11 protein-coding genes and 2 pseudogenes are annotated in these 19,515 nt (G+C 69.4%); 7 read left to right on the forward strand and 6 right to left on the reverse strand.

The features are described from left to right. Entirely contained in the window at positions 1–1,395 is a 1,395-nt protein-coding gene (locus AB4039_RS13020; RefSeq protein WP_266843227.1) for a cytochrome P450, read from the reverse strand. 412 nt (positions 1,396–1,807) lie between these two features. On the opposite strand from AB4039_RS13020, the gene AB4039_RS13025 reads away from it, so the two are divergent. Further along, entirely contained in the window at positions 1,808–3,304 is a 1,497-nt protein-coding gene (locus AB4039_RS13025; protein ID WP_266843228.1) for an IMP dehydrogenase, read from the forward strand. Between the two features lie 430 nt (positions 3,305–3,734). On the opposite strand, the gene AB4039_RS13030 is transcribed toward AB4039_RS13025, so the two are convergent. Next, positions 3,735–4,841: a pentapeptide repeat-containing protein gene (locus tag AB4039_RS13030; protein ID WP_442270790.1), complete on the reverse strand. Its 1,107-nt coding sequence runs from the start codon at positions 4,839–4,841 to the stop codon at positions 3,735–3,737. A 174-nt stretch (positions 4,842–5,015) separates the two neighbouring features. After that, a pseudogene (locus AB4039_RS13035) lies at positions 5,016–5,279 on the reverse strand (DUF6879 family protein); the annotation flags it as partial. Positions 5,280–5,400: 121 nt separating this feature from the next. Between AB4039_RS13035 and AB4039_RS13040 the strand changes: the two are divergent. Further along, a pseudogene (locus AB4039_RS13040) lies at positions 5,401–5,664 on the forward strand (IS5/IS1182 family transposase); the annotation flags it as partial. Between the two features lie 120 nt (positions 5,665–5,784). Next, positions 5,785–6,291, forward strand: a complete 507-nt coding sequence (locus AB4039_RS13045) for a DUF6624 domain-containing protein (protein ID WP_442270777.1) — start codon at positions 5,785–5,787, stop codon at positions 6,289–6,291. A gap of 238 nt (positions 6,292–6,529) precedes the next feature. On the opposite strand, the gene AB4039_RS13050 is transcribed toward AB4039_RS13045, so the two are convergent. Beyond that, positions 6,530–8,059 (reverse strand): helix-turn-helix domain-containing protein, encoded by a 1,530-nt coding sequence (locus AB4039_RS13050; protein WP_030234828.1) that lies wholly within the window; start codon positions 8,057–8,059, stop codon positions 6,530–6,532. Between the two features lie 1,362 nt (positions 8,060–9,421). On the opposite strand from AB4039_RS13050, the gene acnA reads away from it, so the two are divergent. The 4 genes from acnA (at position 9,422) to AB4039_RS13070 (ending at position 15,783) form a co-directional block, all read left to right on the forward strand. Further along, positions 9,422–12,136: an aconitate hydratase AcnA gene (acnA, locus tag AB4039_RS13055; protein ID WP_442270778.1), complete on the forward strand. Its 2,715-nt coding sequence runs from the start codon at positions 9,422–9,424 to the stop codon at positions 12,134–12,136. Between the two features lie 307 nt (positions 12,137–12,443). Continuing rightward, positions 12,444–13,871 carry an N-acetylglucosamine/diacetylchitobiose ABC transporter substrate-binding protein gene (ngcE, locus tag AB4039_RS13060; RefSeq protein ID WP_442270791.1) on the forward strand — a complete coding sequence of 476 codons (1,428 nt, stop codon included), beginning with the start codon at positions 12,444–12,446 and terminating at the stop codon, positions 13,869–13,871. A gap of 25 nt (positions 13,872–13,896) precedes the next feature. Further along, positions 13,897–14,841: a carbohydrate ABC transporter permease gene (locus AB4039_RS13065; RefSeq protein ID WP_266843238.1), complete on the forward strand. Its 945-nt coding sequence runs from the start codon at positions 13,897–13,899 to the stop codon at positions 14,839–14,841. A 12-nt stretch (positions 14,842–14,853) separates the two neighbouring features. After that, complete coding sequence (locus tag AB4039_RS13070; RefSeq protein WP_266843239.1) at positions 14,854–15,783, forward strand: carbohydrate ABC transporter permease; 930 nt, start codon at positions 14,854–14,856, stop codon at positions 15,781–15,783. A 9-nt stretch (positions 15,784–15,792) separates the two neighbouring features. Here AB4039_RS13070 and AB4039_RS13075 read toward each other — a convergent pair whose 3' ends face one another. Then, positions 15,793–16,518 carry an MgtC/SapB family protein gene (locus tag AB4039_RS13075; RefSeq protein ID WP_442270779.1) on the reverse strand — a complete coding sequence of 242 codons (726 nt, stop codon included), beginning with the start codon at positions 16,516–16,518 and terminating at the stop codon, positions 15,793–15,795. Between the two features lie 16 nt (positions 16,519–16,534). After that, positions 16,535–19,255, reverse strand: a complete 2,721-nt coding sequence (gene mgtA, locus AB4039_RS13080; protein ID WP_442270780.1) for a magnesium-translocating P-type ATPase — start codon at positions 19,253–19,255, stop codon at positions 16,535–16,537. Between the last annotated feature and the right edge of the window lie 260 nt (positions 19,256–19,515).

A 19,515-nucleotide genomic window follows, 5' to 3' on the forward strand; every position in this document is an offset into this window, starting at 1 on the left:
TCAGGGCCGGACGCGGCGGATCCGGCAGCGGGCCGGGCCCGTCGTGCGCAGGGTGATCCCGGCGCTCACCGGCACCTCGGTGTCCACCGCCTCGAACTCGTAGGCGCGCAGGACCATCGCCAGCGCGATCACCGACTCCAGCATCGAGAAGTGCTGCCCGATGCAGGCGCGCGGCCCGCCGCCGAAGGGGAACCAGGCGTAGCGGGGGCGGGCCGCCTCCGCCTCCGGGGTGAAGCGGCCGGGATCGAAACGGTCCGGGTCGCTCCAGTACCGGGGGTGGCGGTGCGTCACCCAGGGCGCAAGGATCACGGTGGCGCCCGCCGGGACGGTGTGGCCGTCGATCACGGTGGCGGCCACGGCCTCGCGGCCGATGACGGGGGCGGCCGGGTAGAGCCGCATCGCCTCCTTGAGCACCTGGGTGAGGTACGGGAGCCGGTCCAGGTCGGCGGCCTGCGGCGTGCGGTCGCCCAGCACGCGGGAGACCTCCTCGCGGGCCCGCGCCTGCTCCTCGGGGTGGCGGCCGAGCAGGTGTAGGGCGAAGGCCAGCGAGGTGGCGGTCGTCTCGTGGCCGGCCAGCAGGAAGATCAGTACCTGATCGCGCAGTTCGGCCGCGTCGAAGCCCGCGTCGTCCGCGCTCTGGGCGGCCGCGAGCAGGGTCAACAGGTCGTCGCCGCCCGCCCCCTGCCCGTCCGGGGCGTCCCGGCGCGCCGAGATGATCCCGTCGCAGACGGCGTACAGCTCCTCCATCGCCGCCGCGGCCCGCCGGTTGCCCGGGGTCGGCCAGCCGCGGGGCACGTTGGCGGGGGAGTATCCGCGGCGCAGCACGTACTCCGTGATGACGGGGAAGCACCGGTCCACGACGTCCACCGTGGCGTCCACGTCGGTGCCGAAGAGGATCCGGGCCACGGCGCGCAGGGCCAGGTGCGTCATCTCCTCGCCGACGTCGACGACCCCGTCCCCGCCGTCCTCCCAGCCGGCGAGGGTGCTCGCGGTCTCGGCGGCGACGGCGTCGGCGTAGCCGTCCACCCGCTTGCGGGTGAACAGCGGCTGCACGAGCCGGCGCTGGCGCAGGTAGTCCTCGTCCTGGCTGGTCAGCAGGCCGTTGCCGAAGGACTCCCGGATCTCCTGGTAGAAGGGGTTGTCCTTGCGGAAGTTGGCGGACTCGGTGGCCAGCACCCGCTGGGCGCCCTCCGCGGAGAAGACGCAGTACAGCTCGGCACGCAGTCCGGGCGGACCGGCCGAGATCCGCACGACGTCCCCGTGCCGCCGGCGGGCGCGCAGATAGGTGCCCAGGGAGTCCGACTTCAGGTCGAGGAGGGACCCGAGCAACGGGACGCCCTCCAGGGCGGGGACCTCCGTGCCCGCGTCCGCTCCGTGCCCTGTTCCCACTGCCATGACCGCCCCCTCGAAACCGTACCGGTGGCCGATTCTGCCGCCCGCGCCCCGCCCCGACGAGGCCTTTCCCCGGCCACCTGGCCGAAAACCGCCGCCTGGCCCCCCGATCGCGTGCCCCCGCCCCTGCCAAAGGGGGCCCACGGAGCGCGACCCGGCGGGCCGAGGGCCCGAACGAGCCGCCCACGCAAGGCGATCGGCGGTGCAGGAGGCGGAATTCGCGCGGTGACGGGGCAGTCGATAGGGTGTCGGGTCACGACCGCACCCGGTTCGGACCACGGGCGGGTCAGGGCTCTGCCACCACTCGTGGCACCTCCACGGCCGCCATGCCGGCACCTCCTGCCCGGGGCTCGGGAAACCGGGGCGGTCTTCACGGCCGGGCAGTCGGGCCCGGTCGACGGGCCAGGAGGAACGAGTGGCACAGATCATCGCCGAGGTCTCAAGGACGTTCAACGAGTTCCTGCTCTTGCCGAACAGGACCAGGACCGACTGCTCGTCGGCGACGGTCGACCTGCGCACGCCCCTGGTGCGGCACGTCGTGGGAGAGCGGTCGGCGATCGAGCTCGGCTCCCCGTTCACGTCCGCGATCATGCAGGCCGTCAGCACACCGGAACTCGCGATCGCGCTCGCGCGCAACGGCGGTCTGAGCTTCCTGCACCACAACCAGTCGATACAGGACCAGGCCGCGGCCGTCCGCCAGGTGAAGAACTTCAAGGCGGGGTTCGTCACCAGCGACACCAACGTCCGCCCCGACGACAGCCTGAGCCACCTGGTCGCCGTCATGGAACGCACCGGTCACAGCACCGCCGCGGTCACCCACGACGGCAGCCCCACCGGGCGTCTGCTCGGCCTGGTCACCTCCCGCGACTTCCACCCCCGGCGCCATGACCTCGACGGTCCGGTGGGCGGTCGGATGACCGCCATCGCCGACCTGCCCCACGCCGGGGCCGACACCACGCTCTCCGAGGCCAACGCCCGGCTGTGGGACCAGCGGCTGGACTGCCTCCCCGTGGTGGACGCCGAGGGCCACCTGCAGTACCTGGTGTTCCGGTCCGACTACGCGGACAACAAGCGCTTCCCGAACCAGGCCGTGGACAGCGACAAGCGCCTGCGCGTGGGCGCGGGCGTCAACACCCACGACTACCAGGAGCGCGTCCCCGCCCTGTTGGAGGCCGGCGCGGACGCCCTGTGCTTCGACTCCTCCGACGGCTACAGCGACTGGCAGGCGCACGCCCTGACCTGGGTGAAGAAGAACTACCCGGAGATCCCGGTCGGCGGCGGCAACGTGGTCGACGGGGAAGCGTTCACCTTCCTCGCCGAGGCCGGAGCGGACTTCGTCAAGGTCGGCGTCGGCGGCGGCTCCATCTGCATCACCCGCGACCAGAAGGGCATCGGCCGCGGCCAGGCCAGCGCGGTGCTGGACGTCGCCGCGGCCAGGGACGCCTTCCGCGAGCGCACCGGCGAGTACGTGCCGATCTGCTCCGACGGCGGTCTGGTGCACGACTACCACGTGGCCCTGGCGCTGGCGATGGGAGCCGACTTCGTCATGATGGGGCGTTACTTCGCCCGCTTCGACCAGGCCGCCGGCGCGAAGCTCCCCACCCGGGACGGCTTCGTGAAGGAGTACTGGGGCGAGGGATCGAACCGGGCCCGCAACTGGCAGCGCTACGGCCAGGGCGGCCAGGGCCTGATCTTCGAGGAAGGGGTCGACGGCTACGTCCCCTACGCCGGCGACCTCAACGAGGGGCTCGCCCTGACCATCGCCAAGCTCAAGACCACGATGGTGTCCTGCGGCTCCACCACCCTCGCGGAGCTCCAGTCCACCGCCCGGCTGACCCTGGTCTCCGACCAGAGCTTCCAGGAGAGCCACGCCAACGTCACCCTGCGGGACACCCCGGCGACCGTGGCGTAGGCAGAGGCGGAGACCACGGGGTGCGGATCGCGCGCCGGTCTCCCGAACGGAACGAGGCACCATCGCTCTCCGCGAAGAGCGATGAGGCCTCGTCCGGGTGACGAACCGCGTCCCGGTCGGTCCCGGTATGCCCTGTTCCGCAGCTGTCCCTGAATTCCTCAACGCCTCATCCGACCTGCGGAAACACCCTCCTCACATTCCACATCATCGACGCCTACAGGTACCGAAGCGTGCGAAATCGTGTCGCGGGACTTCCCGCACCGCCGGCCCGGCCTTCTCGGGGTCCAGCGGCTTGATGAGCCCGCCGGCCGCCAGGGCGGGCTTCCATGGAGCAGCAGGTCCGGTGCGGCGGGGATCAGGTGGCCGGAGGCGATGCCTCCGTCCGGCGAGGGCAGCACCTTACCGGCCCCGGCAGGGGTGGCGCTGCGGGTTAGATCAGCGAGGGCAGGACTCCCCGGGGCCAGTGGCCGAGCCAGAAGGCCATGGCGGACGGCTCGTCCTGTCCCTCGGTGGATCCGTCGTGCAGCAGGTACTCGGTGGGGGCGATGTAGCCCTCTCCGGGGGCGAGGCGGATGCGTATGAGGCGGCCCGGGTGTCCCGCAGCGACGTGGGCTCGGTAGTCGTTCGTGTGGGGGTAGCGGAGGGCGTAGTCGTCCGGGTGGACGGCCCGGCATACGGCCTGGGCGTCCACAGCGCCGAGGATGACGTACCGCGTCCCCGGCCCCAGGTTGAGGGCGAGGCGTCGCCGGCCGCGGGCCTTGGCGCCATGGATGAGTTTGTCCCAGTTGTCGAGATGCAGGCCGAGCAGCAGCCCGGCCGCGTAGTTCTCCGTGGTGGTCGTCATGCCGGGCATGGCGAGGGCCTGCCCGAGGTAGTGCGCGTTCTCGTCGCCCAGGTGGTCCGCGAGGCGTTCCAGGTCGTCCTCGTCAGGGAGGGGCGGCCGGACGACCTCGGCAAGCGTGCAGTGGGGCGCCCACTGAGGCGCTTCCAGGGAGCGCCCGGCCTCCTCCGTCAGCGATTGCCAAGGCCCGGAGGGGACCACTGCCCCCTCCTCGTACTCCGGCTCGTCTTTGGTGGTGCGCACGGCGGCCATGTCGCACCGCTCGTGCAGTGCGTCCAGGTCGTTGAACGCCAGGTGCAGGGGCACGGGGGCCTCCGGCCAGTCGTCGCTGACGTCGATGTCGAGGTCGGCCACCAGGGCCACGGCGAGGTCGACCTGTTGCGCGGGGGTGATGCGGACCTTGGCGAGGCTGGCGACGCCTCGCACCGCGGAGAGATCGTTGCCCCGGAGGTCTGCGTCCCGATACCGTCCCGTGCCGAATTCGGTCAGGCGCAGCGTGCACTCCGAGAAGACGACGTCGGACAGGTCGCAGTCGGTGAACGTGGCCTCGGTGAGGACGCAGCCGGCGAAGGCGACGGGGCCGGTGGCGCGGACCTTCTCGAAGGTGGCGTGGTCGAACTTGCAGCCTTCGAAGAGGACGTCATCGAGCACCAGGCCGTCCAGGGCGGCGCCCATCAGCTTGCAGTCGCGGATCATTACGCGTGTCAGCTTGCTGTCGCTCCAGCGGGCCGATCCGAGGTCGCTGCCGGTGATCTCCACGCCGTGCAGGTTGAGGCTCTCGAACTCCACGCGCTTGGCGTGGATGCCACTGATGCGGCCGGTGATGAGCTGAGCGTCCGTGAGGTCGAGTGAGCGCAGGTCTCCGTCTCCGTAGCGGATGTAGTCGGTGACCGGCTCGGAAACGATCCGGGCCCGCCGCATGACCACGCCGCGGCCGACCGCCTCGCGGGCGATCGGGGTCCAGCCCAGCCACAGCGGCGACTGCGGATCCAGGTCGGCTTCGCCCGTCGACAGGAACCGGTTGAACGTGCCGACCTCCTCGCCCACGCTGTAGACGTCCCGCATCTCCAGGTGGACCGCCGTGTGTCGGGCGGAGCCGAGGAGTTCAGAGAAGTCCGGAGCGTTCTGCGTCATCGAGAGCCTTCCTCAGGATCGCGGCCATACGGAGCGGCACGCGGGTCAAACCCAGCCCTGGATCACAAGCTCCCGCTTCACGTCGTCCACCCACACGGTGGGCGATCCGCCGCCCGTGGTGAATCGCCGCCACCTGCGCAGACGTCAGATCAAGCACACCATTCCGGAGCCCAAGGACCAGCGCGCAAACCGGCAACGTCGAGGCAGTCAGGATGGTCGGCCGGCGGGCTTCGACAAAGAGACGTACAGGCGCCGCAATGAAGTCGAGCGCACGATCAATCGCCTGAAGCACTTCCGCGCCGTCGCGACGCGCTACGACAAGCGCGCCTACATCTTCCACGGGACTGTCAGCGTTGCTTCGATCTGGCTCTGGCTCCGTGGATAGATCAAGTATCCCAAGATCAGGACGGGTCTGTCACCGTCCTCTGGAAGGAAATTTTGGTGTGATTTGCACGCCTGGGGTTGCGGATGACCAGCGGGAACCTCGATCTGACTTGGAGTTGGGATGACATCCGACGTTGCCGTAGTGACCAGGGAGCTCACCGACATGGCGGCGGCAGATCACCAGGCCGCGCGCCACGCGAACAGCGATGACCCGGCAGAGCAGTTGGCATGGCGCCGCTTGACCGCGCAGCATGCGGACCGTCTCAGCGAGATCATGGACGCGCACGGATGGCCGACCGCGGAACTGCTCGGTGAGGACGCGGCCCGGGCCGCATGGCTGATCGCACAACACGCCGACCGACAGCTCGACGTTCAGCGACGCGCGCTGCGGCTGATGGAGCAGGCCGTCGCCAACGGCGCCGCCAGCCCGCGAGATCTTGCCTTCCTGCGGGATCGCACGCCAGTGAACGAAGGGAAGAAGCAGATCCACGGCACGCAGATCGCTGGCGTGAAGGACGGCTCGCCGATCCCGTGGCCCTGCGAGGAGCCCGAGCGCATGGACGAGCGCCGTGCAGAAGTCGGAATCCCGCCGTTCGCCGAGTACATCGCTCAGTTCTCGGTCGCCTGAGTCGCCCCGGCATCCGGCGGATCACGCTCACGCCTGATCCGCCGGACAGACCTTAGCCTGCGCGCTTCGCGCTGGTGATGGTGCGTCAGTCGATGTGGTTTCCGTTGCGCGGATCCTGCACAAGGCGACGGAAAATGCTGGAAGACGTCGAGGGGTGTCGGAAGGTGCTTTCGCAGGTCAGCAGTCACTTTTGAGGGGGTGTCTGCAATGCCTGCTTGGTCACCTTATGTCCGTCTCCCTAGATGTCCCGGAAGATCTCGATCTGGGCGCCCACGGAGTTGAGGCGCTCGGCGAGCTCCTCGTAGCCGCGGTTGATGACGTAGACGTTGCGCAGCACCGAGGTGCCCTCGGCCGCCATCATGGCGAGCAGGACGACCACCGCCGGGCGCAGGGCCGGCGGGCACATCATCTCGGCCGCGCGCCAGCGGGTGGGGCCCTCGACCAGGACGCGGTGCGGGTCCAGGAGCTGGAGGCGGCCGCCGAGGCGGTTGAGGTCGGTCAGGTAGATGGCCCGGTTGTCGTACACCCAGTCGTGGATCAGGGTCTGGCCCTGGGCGACCGCGGCGATGGCGGCGAAGAACGGGACGTTGTCGATGTTCAGCCCGGGGAAGGGCATCGGGTGGATCTTGTCGATCGGCGCTTCGAGCTTCGAGGGGCGGACCGTGAGGTCGACCAGGCGGGTGCGGCCGTTGTCGGCCACGTACTCCGCCGAGCGGTCGTGGTCGAGGCCCATCTCCTCCAGCACCGCGAGCTCGATCTCCATGAACTCGATCGGGACCCGGCGGATCGTCAGCTCCGACTCGGTGACGACGGCGGCGGCGAGCAGGCTCATCGCCTCGACCGGGTCCTCGGAGGGGGAGTAGTCCACGTCGACGTCGATGACGGGGACGCCGTGGACGGTGAGCGTGGTGGTGCCGATGCCCTCGACCTTGACGCCCAGCGCCTCCAGGAAGAAGCAGAGGTCCTGGACCATGTAGTTGGAGGAGGCGTTGCGGATGACCGAGACGCCGTCGTGGCGGGCCGCGGCCAGCAGGGCGTTCTCGGTGACCGTGTCCCCGCGCTCGGTCAGCACGATCGGGCGGTCGGGGGAGACCCCGGCCTCGACCTGCGCGTGGTAGATGCCCTCGGTCGCGGTGATGTCCAGGCCGAAGCGGCGCAGGGCGATCATGTGCGGCTCGATGGTGCGGGTGCCGAGGTCGCAGCCGCCGGCGTACGGCAGGCGGAAGTGGTCCATCCGGTGCAGCAGGGGGCCCAGGAACATGATGATGCTGCGGGTGCGGCGGGCCGCGTCCGCGTCCATGGCGTCCATGTCGAGACGGGCCGGCGGGACGATCTCCAGGTCCACGCCCTCGTTGATCCAGCGGGTGCGGACGCCGATGGAGTTCAGGACTTCGAGGAGCCGGTAGACCTCCTCGATGCGCGCCACCCGGCGCAGCACCGTACGGCCCTTGTTGAGGAGCGAGGCGCACAGCAGGGCGACGCACGCGTTCTTGCTCGTCTTGACGTCGATGGCACCGGACAGGCGGCGGCCGCCCACGACGCGCAGGTGCATCGGCCCGGCGTAGCCCAGGGAGACGATCTCGCTGTCGAGGGCTTCCCCGATGCGGGCGATCATCTCAAGGCTGATGTTCTGGTTGCCGCGTTCGATGCGGTTCACGGCGCTCTGGCTGGTGCCGAGTGCGTCGGCGAGCTGACTCTGTGTCCAGCCCCGGTGCTGCCGGGCGTCACGGATGAGCTTGCCGATGCGTACGAGGTAGTCGTCTGCCATGGGTGCACCGTATCTCAGATATGAGATTCGGCTCGCGCGGGGTGTGGCGGACGGGTGTAACCCGCCGTCAGCTTCCGCTCGACTCCCATGGTGGGGCCGGAACGCGTGCGGTGCGCGCGGAGTCGGCCGGACGGGTCACGGTCCTGCGCGGGCCGGCTCCGGCCGCCTCGGCGTCCGCAGGACGGTGCCGGCCCCTGGCGCCGCCGTGCAGCGAGCGTACGGGTCCGGCCACGCCCGCCGAAGTCGCCCGCCCCGCCTCCGAGTCGGCCTCGTGCGTCACATGGCCGCCGACCAGGGGCATTCGTACGCCCGGCCCGCTGACGTCGGCCCCATGGGCAGCGCCGAGTCCCGGCCCAGCCCTCGAACTCCCCGTCCAGCTCGCCCGCCCGGGGCGCACTGCCGGTGAGCCGCGCGCCCGCCTTCTCCAGGCTGCGTGCCGGGTACATCCACCGGTGCCGCCCGGGCTCGATGCAGGGGAGTAGCGCCGCCCGATTCCGGATGTCCCGAGTCGCCCACGGGAGCTGCACGCATGCCGGGACGCCCAGTTGCGCGAAGCGCCGCAGCTCCGCCGGGTCCACGAGCAGCAGGTGGGCCGCCGTGTTGCGGGCGTCCCGGTGCCCCGTCAGTTGACGGGCGTACGGGTATCCGCCCAAAGCGGCGCGTACCGCCCGGTCTCGGAGTCCGTGGGCGTGCATCTGCCGGCCCCCGCCCGGGTCCCCGATGCCGGCACCCGCGCCCGTTCCCGGTCCGACCCCCGCCGACCCCCGCCCGGAGGACGTGCGGGTGGACGACGGCCACGCCCGTCACCACCCGCGAGGCGCTGGACCACCTCGCGGCCTGCCGTGCCCGGCGGATCGCGCCGCGCGCGGGCTGCGGCCGGGAGTTCCACCGCGGGGCCGTCACGTCAGCCTGTGAACACGGGTGCGCCGAGCGGGGGTGGCCGCCGCCGCGTGCCACGGCATCCGGATTCCCGGTGGAGGCCCGGCGGAGGACGGGCCGCTGCTGGTGTGCGTGGGTGGGGATCCGGGGTACGCCGAGAACGAACCTCCGTGACCACCGTCACCTTCGATTCGGAGCGGATCACCGAATCGGCGGTTTCGTCCCTGGTCAAGCTGATCGAATCCGGACAAGCGGAATCGACTGGCCGACTGACGGTCCCGGCGGGGCCGAGGGTGCGTGCCTCGTCCCGGGCCCCTCTCATGTACTAGAGTTATCTCGACATCGAGATATCTGCCCAAGACGTACCGCAGCCGTCCCATCGGTAAGGGTTACCTAACTTAGCCTTACCTTAGCGGATTGGCCAGCGTGCCGCGCGGCAGGATTGCGGTAATACGCGCGAATTCATGCATGAAGGAGACTGTCGTGTCGGCGAACAGCTTCGACGCCCGCAGCACGCTGCAGGTGGGCGACGAGTCGTACGAGATCTTCAAGCTGGACAAGGTCGAGGGCTCTGCCCGCCTTCCCTACAGCCTGAAGGTCCTGCTGGAGAACCTGCTCCGTACCGAGGACGGCGCGAACATCACCGCCGACCACATCCGGTCGCTCGGAAACTGGGACTCGCAGGCCCAGCCCAGCGAGGAGATCCAGTTCACGCCGGCCCGCGTGATCATGCAGGACTTCACCGGCGTCCCCTGCGTCGTGGACCTCGCCACCATGCGCGAGGCCGTCAAGGCCCTCGGCGGCGACGCGTCGAAGATCAACCCGCTGGCGCCGGCCGAGCTGGTCATCGACCACTCCGTCATCGCCGACAAGTTCGGCACCCCGGAGGCGTTCACCCAGAACGTCGAGCTGGAGTACGGCCGCAACAAGGAGCGCTACCAGTTCCTGCGCTGGGGCCAGACCGCCTTCGACGAGTTCAAGGTCGTCCCCCCGGGCACCGGCATCGTCCACCAGGTCAACATCGAGCACCTGGCCCGCACGGTCATGGTCCGTAACGGTCAGGCGTACCCCGACACCCTCGTCGGCACCGACTCGCACACCACCATGGTCAACGGCCTGGGCGTACTGGGCTGGGGCGTCGGCGGCATCGAGGCCGAGGCCGCGATGCTCGGCCAGCCGGTCTCCATGCTGATCCCGCGCGTCGTCGGCTTCAAGCTGACCGGCGAGCTGCCGGCCGGCACCACCGCCACCGACCTCGTGCTGACCATCACCGAGATGCTCCGCAAGCACGGCGTCGTCGGCAAGTTCGTCGAGTTCTACGGGCAGGGCGTCGCCGCCACCTCCCTCGCGAACCGCGCCACCATCGGCAACATGTCGCCGGAGTTCGGCTCCACCGCCGCGATCTTCCCGATCGACGACGAGACGCTGAAGTACCTGCGCCTGACCGGCCGCGACGCCCAGCAGGTCGCCCTCGTCGAGGCGTACGCCAAGGCCCAGGGCCTGTGGCTGGACCCGGCCGCCGAGCCGGACTTCTCCGAGAAGCTGGAGCTCGACCTCTCCACGGTCGTCCCCTCCATCGCCGGCCCGAAGCGCCCGCAGGACCGCATCGTCCTCGCGAACGCCTCGCAGCAGTTCGCGCAGGACGTGCGCAACTACGTCAGCGACGACGAGGAGGCCGGCAAGGAGTCCTTCCCGGCGTCCGACGCCCCGGCGTCCTCCAACGGTGTGCCCACCAGGCCCACCCTGGTGACCCTGGCCGACGGCACCTCCTTCGAGATCGACCACGGCGCCGTCACGGTCGCCGCGATCACCTCGTGCACCAACACCTCGAACCCCTACGTCATGGTCGCCGCGGCGCTCGTGGCCAAGAAGGCGTCCGAGAAGGGCCTGACCCGCAAGCCCTGGGTCAAGACCACCCTGGCCCCCGGTTCGAAGGTCGTCACCGACTACTTCGACAAGGCCGGTCTGACCCCGTACCTGGACAAGATGGGCTTCAACCTCGTCGGGTACGGCTGCACCACCTGCATCGGCAACTCCGGTCCGCTGGACGAGGAGATCTCGAAGGCGATCAACGAGGCCGACCTCGCGGTCACCTCGGTGCTCTCGGGCAACCGCAACTTCGAGGGCCGCATCAACCCCGACGTCAAGATGAACTACCTGGCCTCCCCGCCGCTGGTCGTCGCGTACGCCATCGCGGGCTCCATGAAGGTGGACATCACCAAGGACGCCCTGGGTACGGACCTCGACGGCAAGCCGGTCTTCCTCGCGGACATCTGGCCCTCCGAGGCCGAGGTCAACGACGTCGTGGCGAACGCCATCGGCGAGGACATGTTCAACAAGTCCTACCAGGACGTCTTCGCGGGCGACGCCCAGTGGCAGGCGCTGCCGATCCCGACCGGCAACACCTTCGAGTGGGACCCGCAGTCCACCTACGTCCGCAAGCCCCCCTACTTCGAGGGCATGACGATGGAGACCACCCCGGTCTCCGACATCGCCGGCGCCCGCGTCCTGGCGAAGCTGGGCGACTCGGTCACCACCGACCACATCTCCCCGGCCGGTGCGATCAAGGCCGACACCCCGGCCGGCAAGTACCTCACGGAGCACGGCGTCGAGCGCCGCGACTTCAACTCGTACGGTTCCCGCCGCGGCAACCACGAGGTCATGATCCGCGGTACCTTCGCCAACATCCGCCTGCGCAACCAGATCGCGCCGGGCACCGAGGGCGGCTTCACCCGCGACTTCACCGTCGAGGGCGCGCCGGTCGCGTTCATCTACGACGCCTCCCAGAACTACCAGGCCGCCGGCATCCCGCTGGTCATCCTGGCGGGCAAGGAGTACGGCTCGGGCTCGTCCCGCGACTGGGCCGCCAAGGGCACCGCGCTGCTCGGCGTCAAGGCCGTCATCGCCGAGTCCTACGAGCGCATCCACCGCTCCAACCTGATCGGCATGGGCGTCCTGCCCCTGCAGTTCCCCGAGGGCGCCTCCGCGGCCTCCCTGGGCCTCACCGGCGAGGAGACCTTCTCCTTCACCGGTGTGGAGGAGCTGAACGCCGGCACCACCCCGCGCACGGTCAAGGTCACCACCGACACCGGTGTGGAGTTCGACGCGGTCGTCCGCATCGACACGCCGGGTGAGGCCGACTACTACCGCAACGGCGGCATCATGCAGTACGTCCTGCGGAACCTCATCCGCGGCTGAGCACTGCGGCCGCCGACCCGGCGGCACCGAAGGGCCGTATCCCCGGCAAGGGGGTACGGCCCTTTCGCTTATTTGGCCGGAAGCCAGGTTTCGGGGAGGTCTCAACTCGGAAAAGCTGACGGACAACCGTGTGCATGATCTTGCTCACATGAACGGAAGTGGACTATACCTGTGCGCGTCCGGCCCGCCGCGGCACGAGCGGCTCCGGACCGGGGGACGGGCGGGGACCTGCGGTGTGTCCGCATGCACGGCAACGGCCGTGACTTCCGGCTTCCTTCACACTTCTGACGAAGGCGAGGACATGAGCATGGGATCCACTGGTGAGGGCCTCGGCCGCCGCGATCTGATCAAGCGCTCGGCTGCGCTCGGACTGATCACGGTACCGACGATGAGCTTCCTGTCCGCCTGCGCCTCCGGCGGTGAGGACGGCTCCACCAAGGGCCCGGACAAGGCTCCGGTGACCAAGGAGAACCCCTTCGGCGTCGCCAAGGGCGGCAAGCTCGACGTCGTCGTCTTCAAGGGCGGTTTCGGCGACGACTACGCGAAGGCCTGGGAGGCCGCGTTCGACAAGAAGTGGGGCACCACCAGCATCCACCTGGGCACCCAGGAGATCACCGGAAAGCTGCAGACGCGCTTCAACGGCGGCACCCCGCCGGACGTCGTCGACGACTCCGGCGCCCAGAAGATCAAGCTGGACGTCCTCGCCAAGGGCGGCCAGCTCGCCGACCTCGCCCCGGTGCTCGACGCCCCCTCGCTCGACGACCCGTCCAAGAAGGTCCGGGACACGCTGATCGCGGGCACCGTCGAGCAGGGCATGCAGGGCGGCAAATTCGTCGCGCTCAACTACGTGTACACGGTGTTCGGCTTCTGGTACTCCGGCAAGCTCTTCAAGGAGAAGGGCTGGACGGCGCCCAAGACCTGGGACGAGTTCCTCGACGTCTGCAAGAAGGCCAAGGACGCCGGCCTCGGCGGCCTCGCCCACCAGGGCAAGTACCCGTACTACATCAACGTCGTCATCATGGACCTGATCGCCAAGAAGGGCGGTCTGGAGGCCATGAAGGCCATCGACAACCTGGAGCCGAACGCCTTCGAGGGCAGCGCCGCCGCCCTCGCCGCGGTCGAGGCCGTGTACGAGGTGGTCGAGAAGGACCTGCTGATGCCGGGCACCAACGGCCTCACCCACACGGAGTCGCAGACCGCCTGGAACCAGTACAAGGCGGCCTTCATCCCCTCGGGCTCCTGGCTGGAGAACGAGCAGCTCAAGCAGACCCCCGACGACTTCGACATGCAGTTCCTGCCGGTTCCCCTGCTGGCCGACAGCAAACTGCCCTTCGAGGCCATCCGGGCGGGTGCGGGCGAGCCCTTCATCGTCCCGGAGAAGGCCGCCAACAAGGCGGCCGGCCTGGAGTTCGTCCGCTCGATGCTCTCCCGCGAGTGGTCCACGCTCTTCGCCCAGCAGGCCAACTCGCTCACCGTGGTCAAGGACGGCGTCGACCCCAACGTCAAACTGCGGCCGGGCACCCAGTCGGCGGTGACGGCGCTCAAGGCGGCCGGGGACAACACCTTCAACTTCCTGTACCCCGACTGGTACAGCGCGATGGACACCGAGATCCAGGACGCGTCCAATGAGCTGATGGCCAAGCGGATCCAGCCAAAGGAGTGGATCAAGCGGGCCCAGGCCGCGGTGGACAAGGCCGCCAAGGACCCGAACGCCAAGAACAACCACCGCAGCTGACATCGCGTCCCAGGGACGGACACCCATGAGCCAAGTAGCCACGAGCAGAGGGCGGGCCGGCTTCATCGCCGGTTTCCTCGTCCTGCCCCTCGCGCTGTACCTGACCTTCGTCATCTGGCCGTACGTGCAGACGTTCGGCTACTCCTTCACCAACTGGTCCGGCCAGTCGCCGACGTTCGGCTTCGTCGGCCTGGACAACTACACGGCCCTGCTGAAGGACGAGGTCTTCCTCGGCGCCCTGTGGCACAACCTGCTGCTCCTGGTGTTCGTCCCGGCGCTGACCATCCTGCTCGCCCTCTTCTTCGCCTTCATGGTGAACGTGGGAGGGCGCAGCGGGGCCGGCGGTGTCCGGGGTGTCCGGGGCTCCGCCTTCTACAAGATCGTCTACTTCTTCCCGCAGGTCCTCTCCCTCGCCATCCTCGCGGTCCTGTTCGGCGCCGTGTACCGCAGCGACGAGGGCGGCCTGCTCAACGGCTTCCTCATCGGCCTCGGCCTCGTCGACCCGGCGCACCCGGTCGAATGGCTCAACGAGCCGAACCTGGTGCTGTGGTGCCTGCTGCTCGTGGTCGTCTGGCACGGCGTCGGCTTCTACCTGGTGCTCTTCTCCGCGGCCATGCAGTCCGTGCCCAAGGACATCTACGAGGCCGCCCTGCTGGACGGCGCCGGCCGGGCCCAGACCTTCGTCAGGGTCACGCTGCCCCTGCTCTGGGACTCCGTACAGACCTCGGCGGTCTACCTGGGCATCGCCGCGATGGACATGTTCGTCCTGGTGTCGACGATGACCTCCGGCCAGTTCGGCGGAGGGCCGGACCACCACAGCGAGGTCATGGCGACCGTGCTGATGCGCAACTTCCTCTACTTCGGCAAGAGCGGCTACGCCTGCGCCATGGGCGTGGTCATGCTGGTCCTCACCATGATCCTGTCCCTTGTCACGCTGCGCGCCACCCGCCGCGAGCGCATCGAGTTCTGAGCGGGAGACACCATGACCACAGTGATCAAGGCGCCCGGCGAGGCCGCGGCGGAGCGTTCCGGCGGCAGCGGCCGCCGGACCGGGGAGGGCGGGAACCGCCGTTCCGACGGCATGGCGCTCAACGTCTTCTCCCACGGCTTCCTGGCCGTCTGGGCGATACTGATCGTCCTGCCGCTGTTCTGGCTGATGCTCGGCTCCTTCAAGACCGACTCCCAGATTGGCGGATCGGCCCTCGGCTGGCCCTCCAACTGGCACTTCGACGCCTTCGCCCGAGCCTGGGACAAGGGCATCGGCGACTACTTCGCCAACACGATGATCGTGATGGTGTTCTCGGTCCCGCTGACGATGCTGCTCGGCTCGATGGCCGCGTACGTGCTGGCCCGGTACCCCTTCCGGGGGAACCGGCTCATCTACTACTTCTTCGTCAGCGGGGCGATGTTCCCCGTCTTCCTGGCGCTCGTACCGCTGTTCTTCATGGTCAAGCGGCTCGACATGCTCAACAGCTACCAGGGGCTGATCCTGGTGTACGTCGCCTACTCGATGCCCTTCACGGTCTTCTTCATGCACTCCTTCTTCCGCACCCTGCCGACGGCGGTGCACGAGGCGGCGGTGATCGACGGGGCCTCCGACACCCGGATCTTCTTCCAGGTGATGCTGCCGATGGCCAAGCCCGGCCTGATCAGCGTCGGGATATTCAATGTCCTGGGCCAGTGGAACCAGTACATCCTGCCCTCCGTGCTGATGCAGCCCCAGAGCGGCTCTGACCCCGAGCGCTACCTGCTCACCCAGGGGCTGATCCAGCTCCAGCAGCAGATGGGGTACGAGACGGACCTGCCGGTGCTGTTCGCCGGCGTGACCATCGCGATCATCCCGATGGTGGTGGTCTACCTGTCCTTCCAGCGCCAGATCCAGGCCGGACTGACCTCTGCCACGCTCAAGTAGGTCCCCTCGTCAGCGTGCGGGATCGGGCACCACCGACCAGCCGACCGCCGAGACCGRGGGGTCGAGGGAGAGGCTGCTGACCGCCTCCTCCAGCGCCCGGCACCCCTCGCCCTCGGCGGTCAGCAGCGCCGAAACCGTCACCCGCCCCGGCACCGGGCCGTCCTGGCTGCGGATCTCCCGCAGCTGGTACCCGGGCCGGCCCAGGGCGTCGGCCACCCGGTGGCGGACGTGGGCCTCCTCCGCTTCGAGGCAGACCGCCTCGAAGTGGTAGTCGACGGCCACCTCGGCCCCGCCGCGCGGCTCCCGGTCGAGCCGCCGGCCCAGCGGGCGCAACAGGAGGTTCGCCCCCACCACGCCCGCCGTGCCGAAGGTGGCCAGCACGAACAGGCCCACCCCGGCCAGGCAGCCCACGGCCGCCGAGCACCACAGGGTGGCGGCCGTGTTCAGGCCCCGGACGCTCAGCCCGTCCCGCATGATCACCCCCGCGCCCAGGAAGCCGATCCCGGAGACGATCTGGGCGGCGACCCGCGAGCCGTCGTAGTCCACCTCGGAGACCGCGCCGAGGAACCCATACTGCGAGAGCAGCACGAACAGCGCGGCCCCGCCCGCCACCAGGGCGTTGGTGCGCAGGCCCGCCAACCGGGCCCGCCACTGCCGTTCCAGGCCGATGACCGCCCCGAATCCGAGTGCGGCCGCCAGGTGACCGGCCATCTCCCACTCCGTGAGCAGGGTCATCGGGCCGCCCCCTTCCTTACAGCCAGGTCTTGAAGGTTCGGATGTACCAGGTCTTCACCAGCTGGGTGAGCGTGCAGTACGCGAGGAGCACGACGATCAGCCAGGGGAAGTAGCTCGCCGGCAGGGCCACGAAGCCCAGCGAGGGAGCCAGCGGGGAGAAGGGCAGCCAGAGCCCGGTCAGCACCGCGAGGACGGTCATCACCATCACCGGCCAGGAGGCGCGCGACTGGAGGAAGGGGATCTTGCGGGTGCGGATCATGTGGACGACCAGGGTCTGCGAGAGCAGGCCCTCGACGAACCAGCCGGACTGGAAGAGCGACTGGGCGGCCTCGTTGTCGGCGGCGAAGACGTTCCACATGATCACGAACATGGCGATGTCGAAGATCGAGCTGATGGGCCCGATGGTCACCATGAAACGGAAGATGCCCTTGGCGTCCCAGTTCCGCGGCTTGCGCAGGTACTCCTCGTCCATCCGGTCCCACGGGGTGGCCAGCTGGGCGATGTCGTAGACCAGGTTCTGCACCAGCAGCATGATCGCGAGCATCGGCTGGAAGGGGATGAAGGCGCTGGCCACGAGCACCGAGAAGACGTTGCCGAAGTTCGACGAGGCCGTCATCTTGATGTACTTGATGGTGTTGCCGAAGGTGGTCCGGCCCTGGACGACACCCTGCTCCAGGACGGTCAGGTCCTTCTCCAGCAGGATGATGTCCGCCGACTCCTTGGCGATGTCGACGGCGGTGTCGACCGAGATGCCGACGTCGGCGTCGCGCAGCGCCGCCGCGTCGTTGATCCCGTCGCCGAGGAAGCCGACCGTGTGTCCATCGGCCTGCAGCGCCCGCACGATGCGGGCCTTCTGGACGGGGTTGACCTTGGCGAAGACCGTCGTACGGGCGGCCAGCGCGCGCAGCGCCCCCTCGTCGAGGCCGTCCAGCTCGGCGCCGGCGACCACGTGGCCCACCTCGATGCCGACATCGGCGCAGACCCGGGCCGCCACCAGCTCGTTGTCGCCGGTGACCACCTTCACGGCGATGCCCTTGTCGGCCAGGCCGCGCAGGGCCGCGGCCGCGGAGGCCTTCGGCGGGTCGAGGAAGGCGAGGAAGCCGATCAGGGTCAGACCGTCCTCGTCGGCGACGGAGTAGGTGTCGCGCGGGGCGGCGACCGTACGGGTGGCGACGGCCAGGACCCGCAGGCCCCGCCGGTTGTTGTCCTCGGCGATCCGGGTGACGTGCCACCGCAGCTGCGCGGTCAGTTCGACCTTCTCGCCGCGGTCCCTCATGTGGGTGCACAGGTCCAGGACCTCCTCGACCGCACCCTTGGTGATCATCACGTGCTCGGCGCGGCCGCCGGCGCCCAGCACGCTGTTGCGGTTCAGGACCACGGACATCCGGCGCCGGGCGAAGTCGAAGGGGATCTCGTCGACCATCGAGAACCGTGCGTCGACGACAACCTCCTCGGCCTCGTCCACGCGGTCGACGACCGCCCGGTCCATCAGGTTCCTCAGGCCGGTCTGGAAGTGGGCGTTGAGGTAGCCGTACTCCAGGACCTCGCCGTCCTCGTTGCCGTGGACGTCCAGGTAGCGGTCCAGCACGATCCGGTCCTCGGTGAGGGTGCCGGTCTTGTCGGTGCACAGGACGTCCATCGCGCCCAGGTTCTGGATCGCGTTGAGCCGCTTGACGACGACCTTCCGCTTGGACATGGCCACCGCGCCGCGCGCCAGGTTGGCGGAGACCACCATCGGCAGCATCTCGGGGGTCAGGCCCACCGCGACGGCGATGCCGAAGAGGAAGGCCTCGTCCCAGTCGCCCTTGGTGAAGCCGTTGATCATGAAGACGACGGGGACCATCACCAGCATGAAGCGGATCAGCAGGAAGCTGACCCGGCGCACGCCGTTGTCGAAGTTGGTCTGCGGGCGCTCGCCGACCAGCGAGCCGGCCATCGAGCCGAAGTAGGTGCCGGCGCCGGTGGCGACGACCACGCCCGTCGCGGTGCCGGAGGTGACGGAGGTGCCCATCAGGCAGAGGTTGTCGGCCTCGACCGGGTCGGTGGTGGCGTGCTGGCCGAGGTCCTCGGCGCGGGTGTCGGCCTTGGCCACCGGCAGCGACTCGCCGGAGAGCGCCGCCTGGGAGACCATCAGGTCCTTCGAGGTGAGGATCCGCAGGTCGGCCGGGATCAGGTCGCCGGCGGCCAGCTTGACCAGGTCGCCCGGGACCACCTGGTCCATGGGCACCTCGAAGGCGGTGGGGCCCGAGCCGGTGCCGGCCCGGCGCTGCACCGCGCAGGTGGTGGTGACGAGCTTCTTCAGCGCCTCGGCAGCCCGGCCCGAGCGGTACTCCTGCCAGAAGCGCAGCAGCCCGCTGAGCCCCACCATCACGGAGAGGATGACGACGCCGGGGTCCGCGGGATCCTGCCAGAACATGACGGCGGCCAGGAAGACCAGTACGCCGATGAAGGGGTTCCAGAACGCCTTCGCGAGCTGGGCGGACCAGTGCGGGGCGCGCTCGTGGGCGACGGTGTTGGCGCCGTGCCGCTCCAGGCGCAGCGCTGCCTCGGCGTGGGTAAGGCCGTTGTACGAGGTGTCCGCGTCCTGGAGGACCCGGACGACGGGGCGGGAGCTGACGCCGGCGAGCCGCTCGCCGACGAGGCGGGTCGCGGCTTCGAGCTCGGCGGCCTTGCGCTCGCGGCGGGAGCGGCCCGGCGGGGCGAGCTTCGTGGGGGAACGAGGGGTGAGCATGGTCATGACGAATACCTCCCTCCACGGTGTCCGGACGGCGCGGAGCCGGTCGGTCACGTGGAGTGATCGTGGCGCGGCGCACGGGGGCACGGAAGGCCGCGGATGCGCCGAGGGGCATGGCTGACGCAGCCCGTCACGAGGTGCAGGGCATGCGGGAGGAATGAAAGGATGCACGCAGACGGCGGAGTACCGCCGTGCGCGTTCAGGTGGAGGTCAGCTGATCAACGGGTCAGCGGACACGAGCGCTGCGAGGACTTCGATCGGGA

The sequence above is a fragment of the Streptomyces sp. M-16 genome (assembly GCF_052114405.1).
GTDB lineage: Bacteria > Actinomycetota > Actinomycetes > Streptomycetales > Streptomycetaceae > Streptomyces.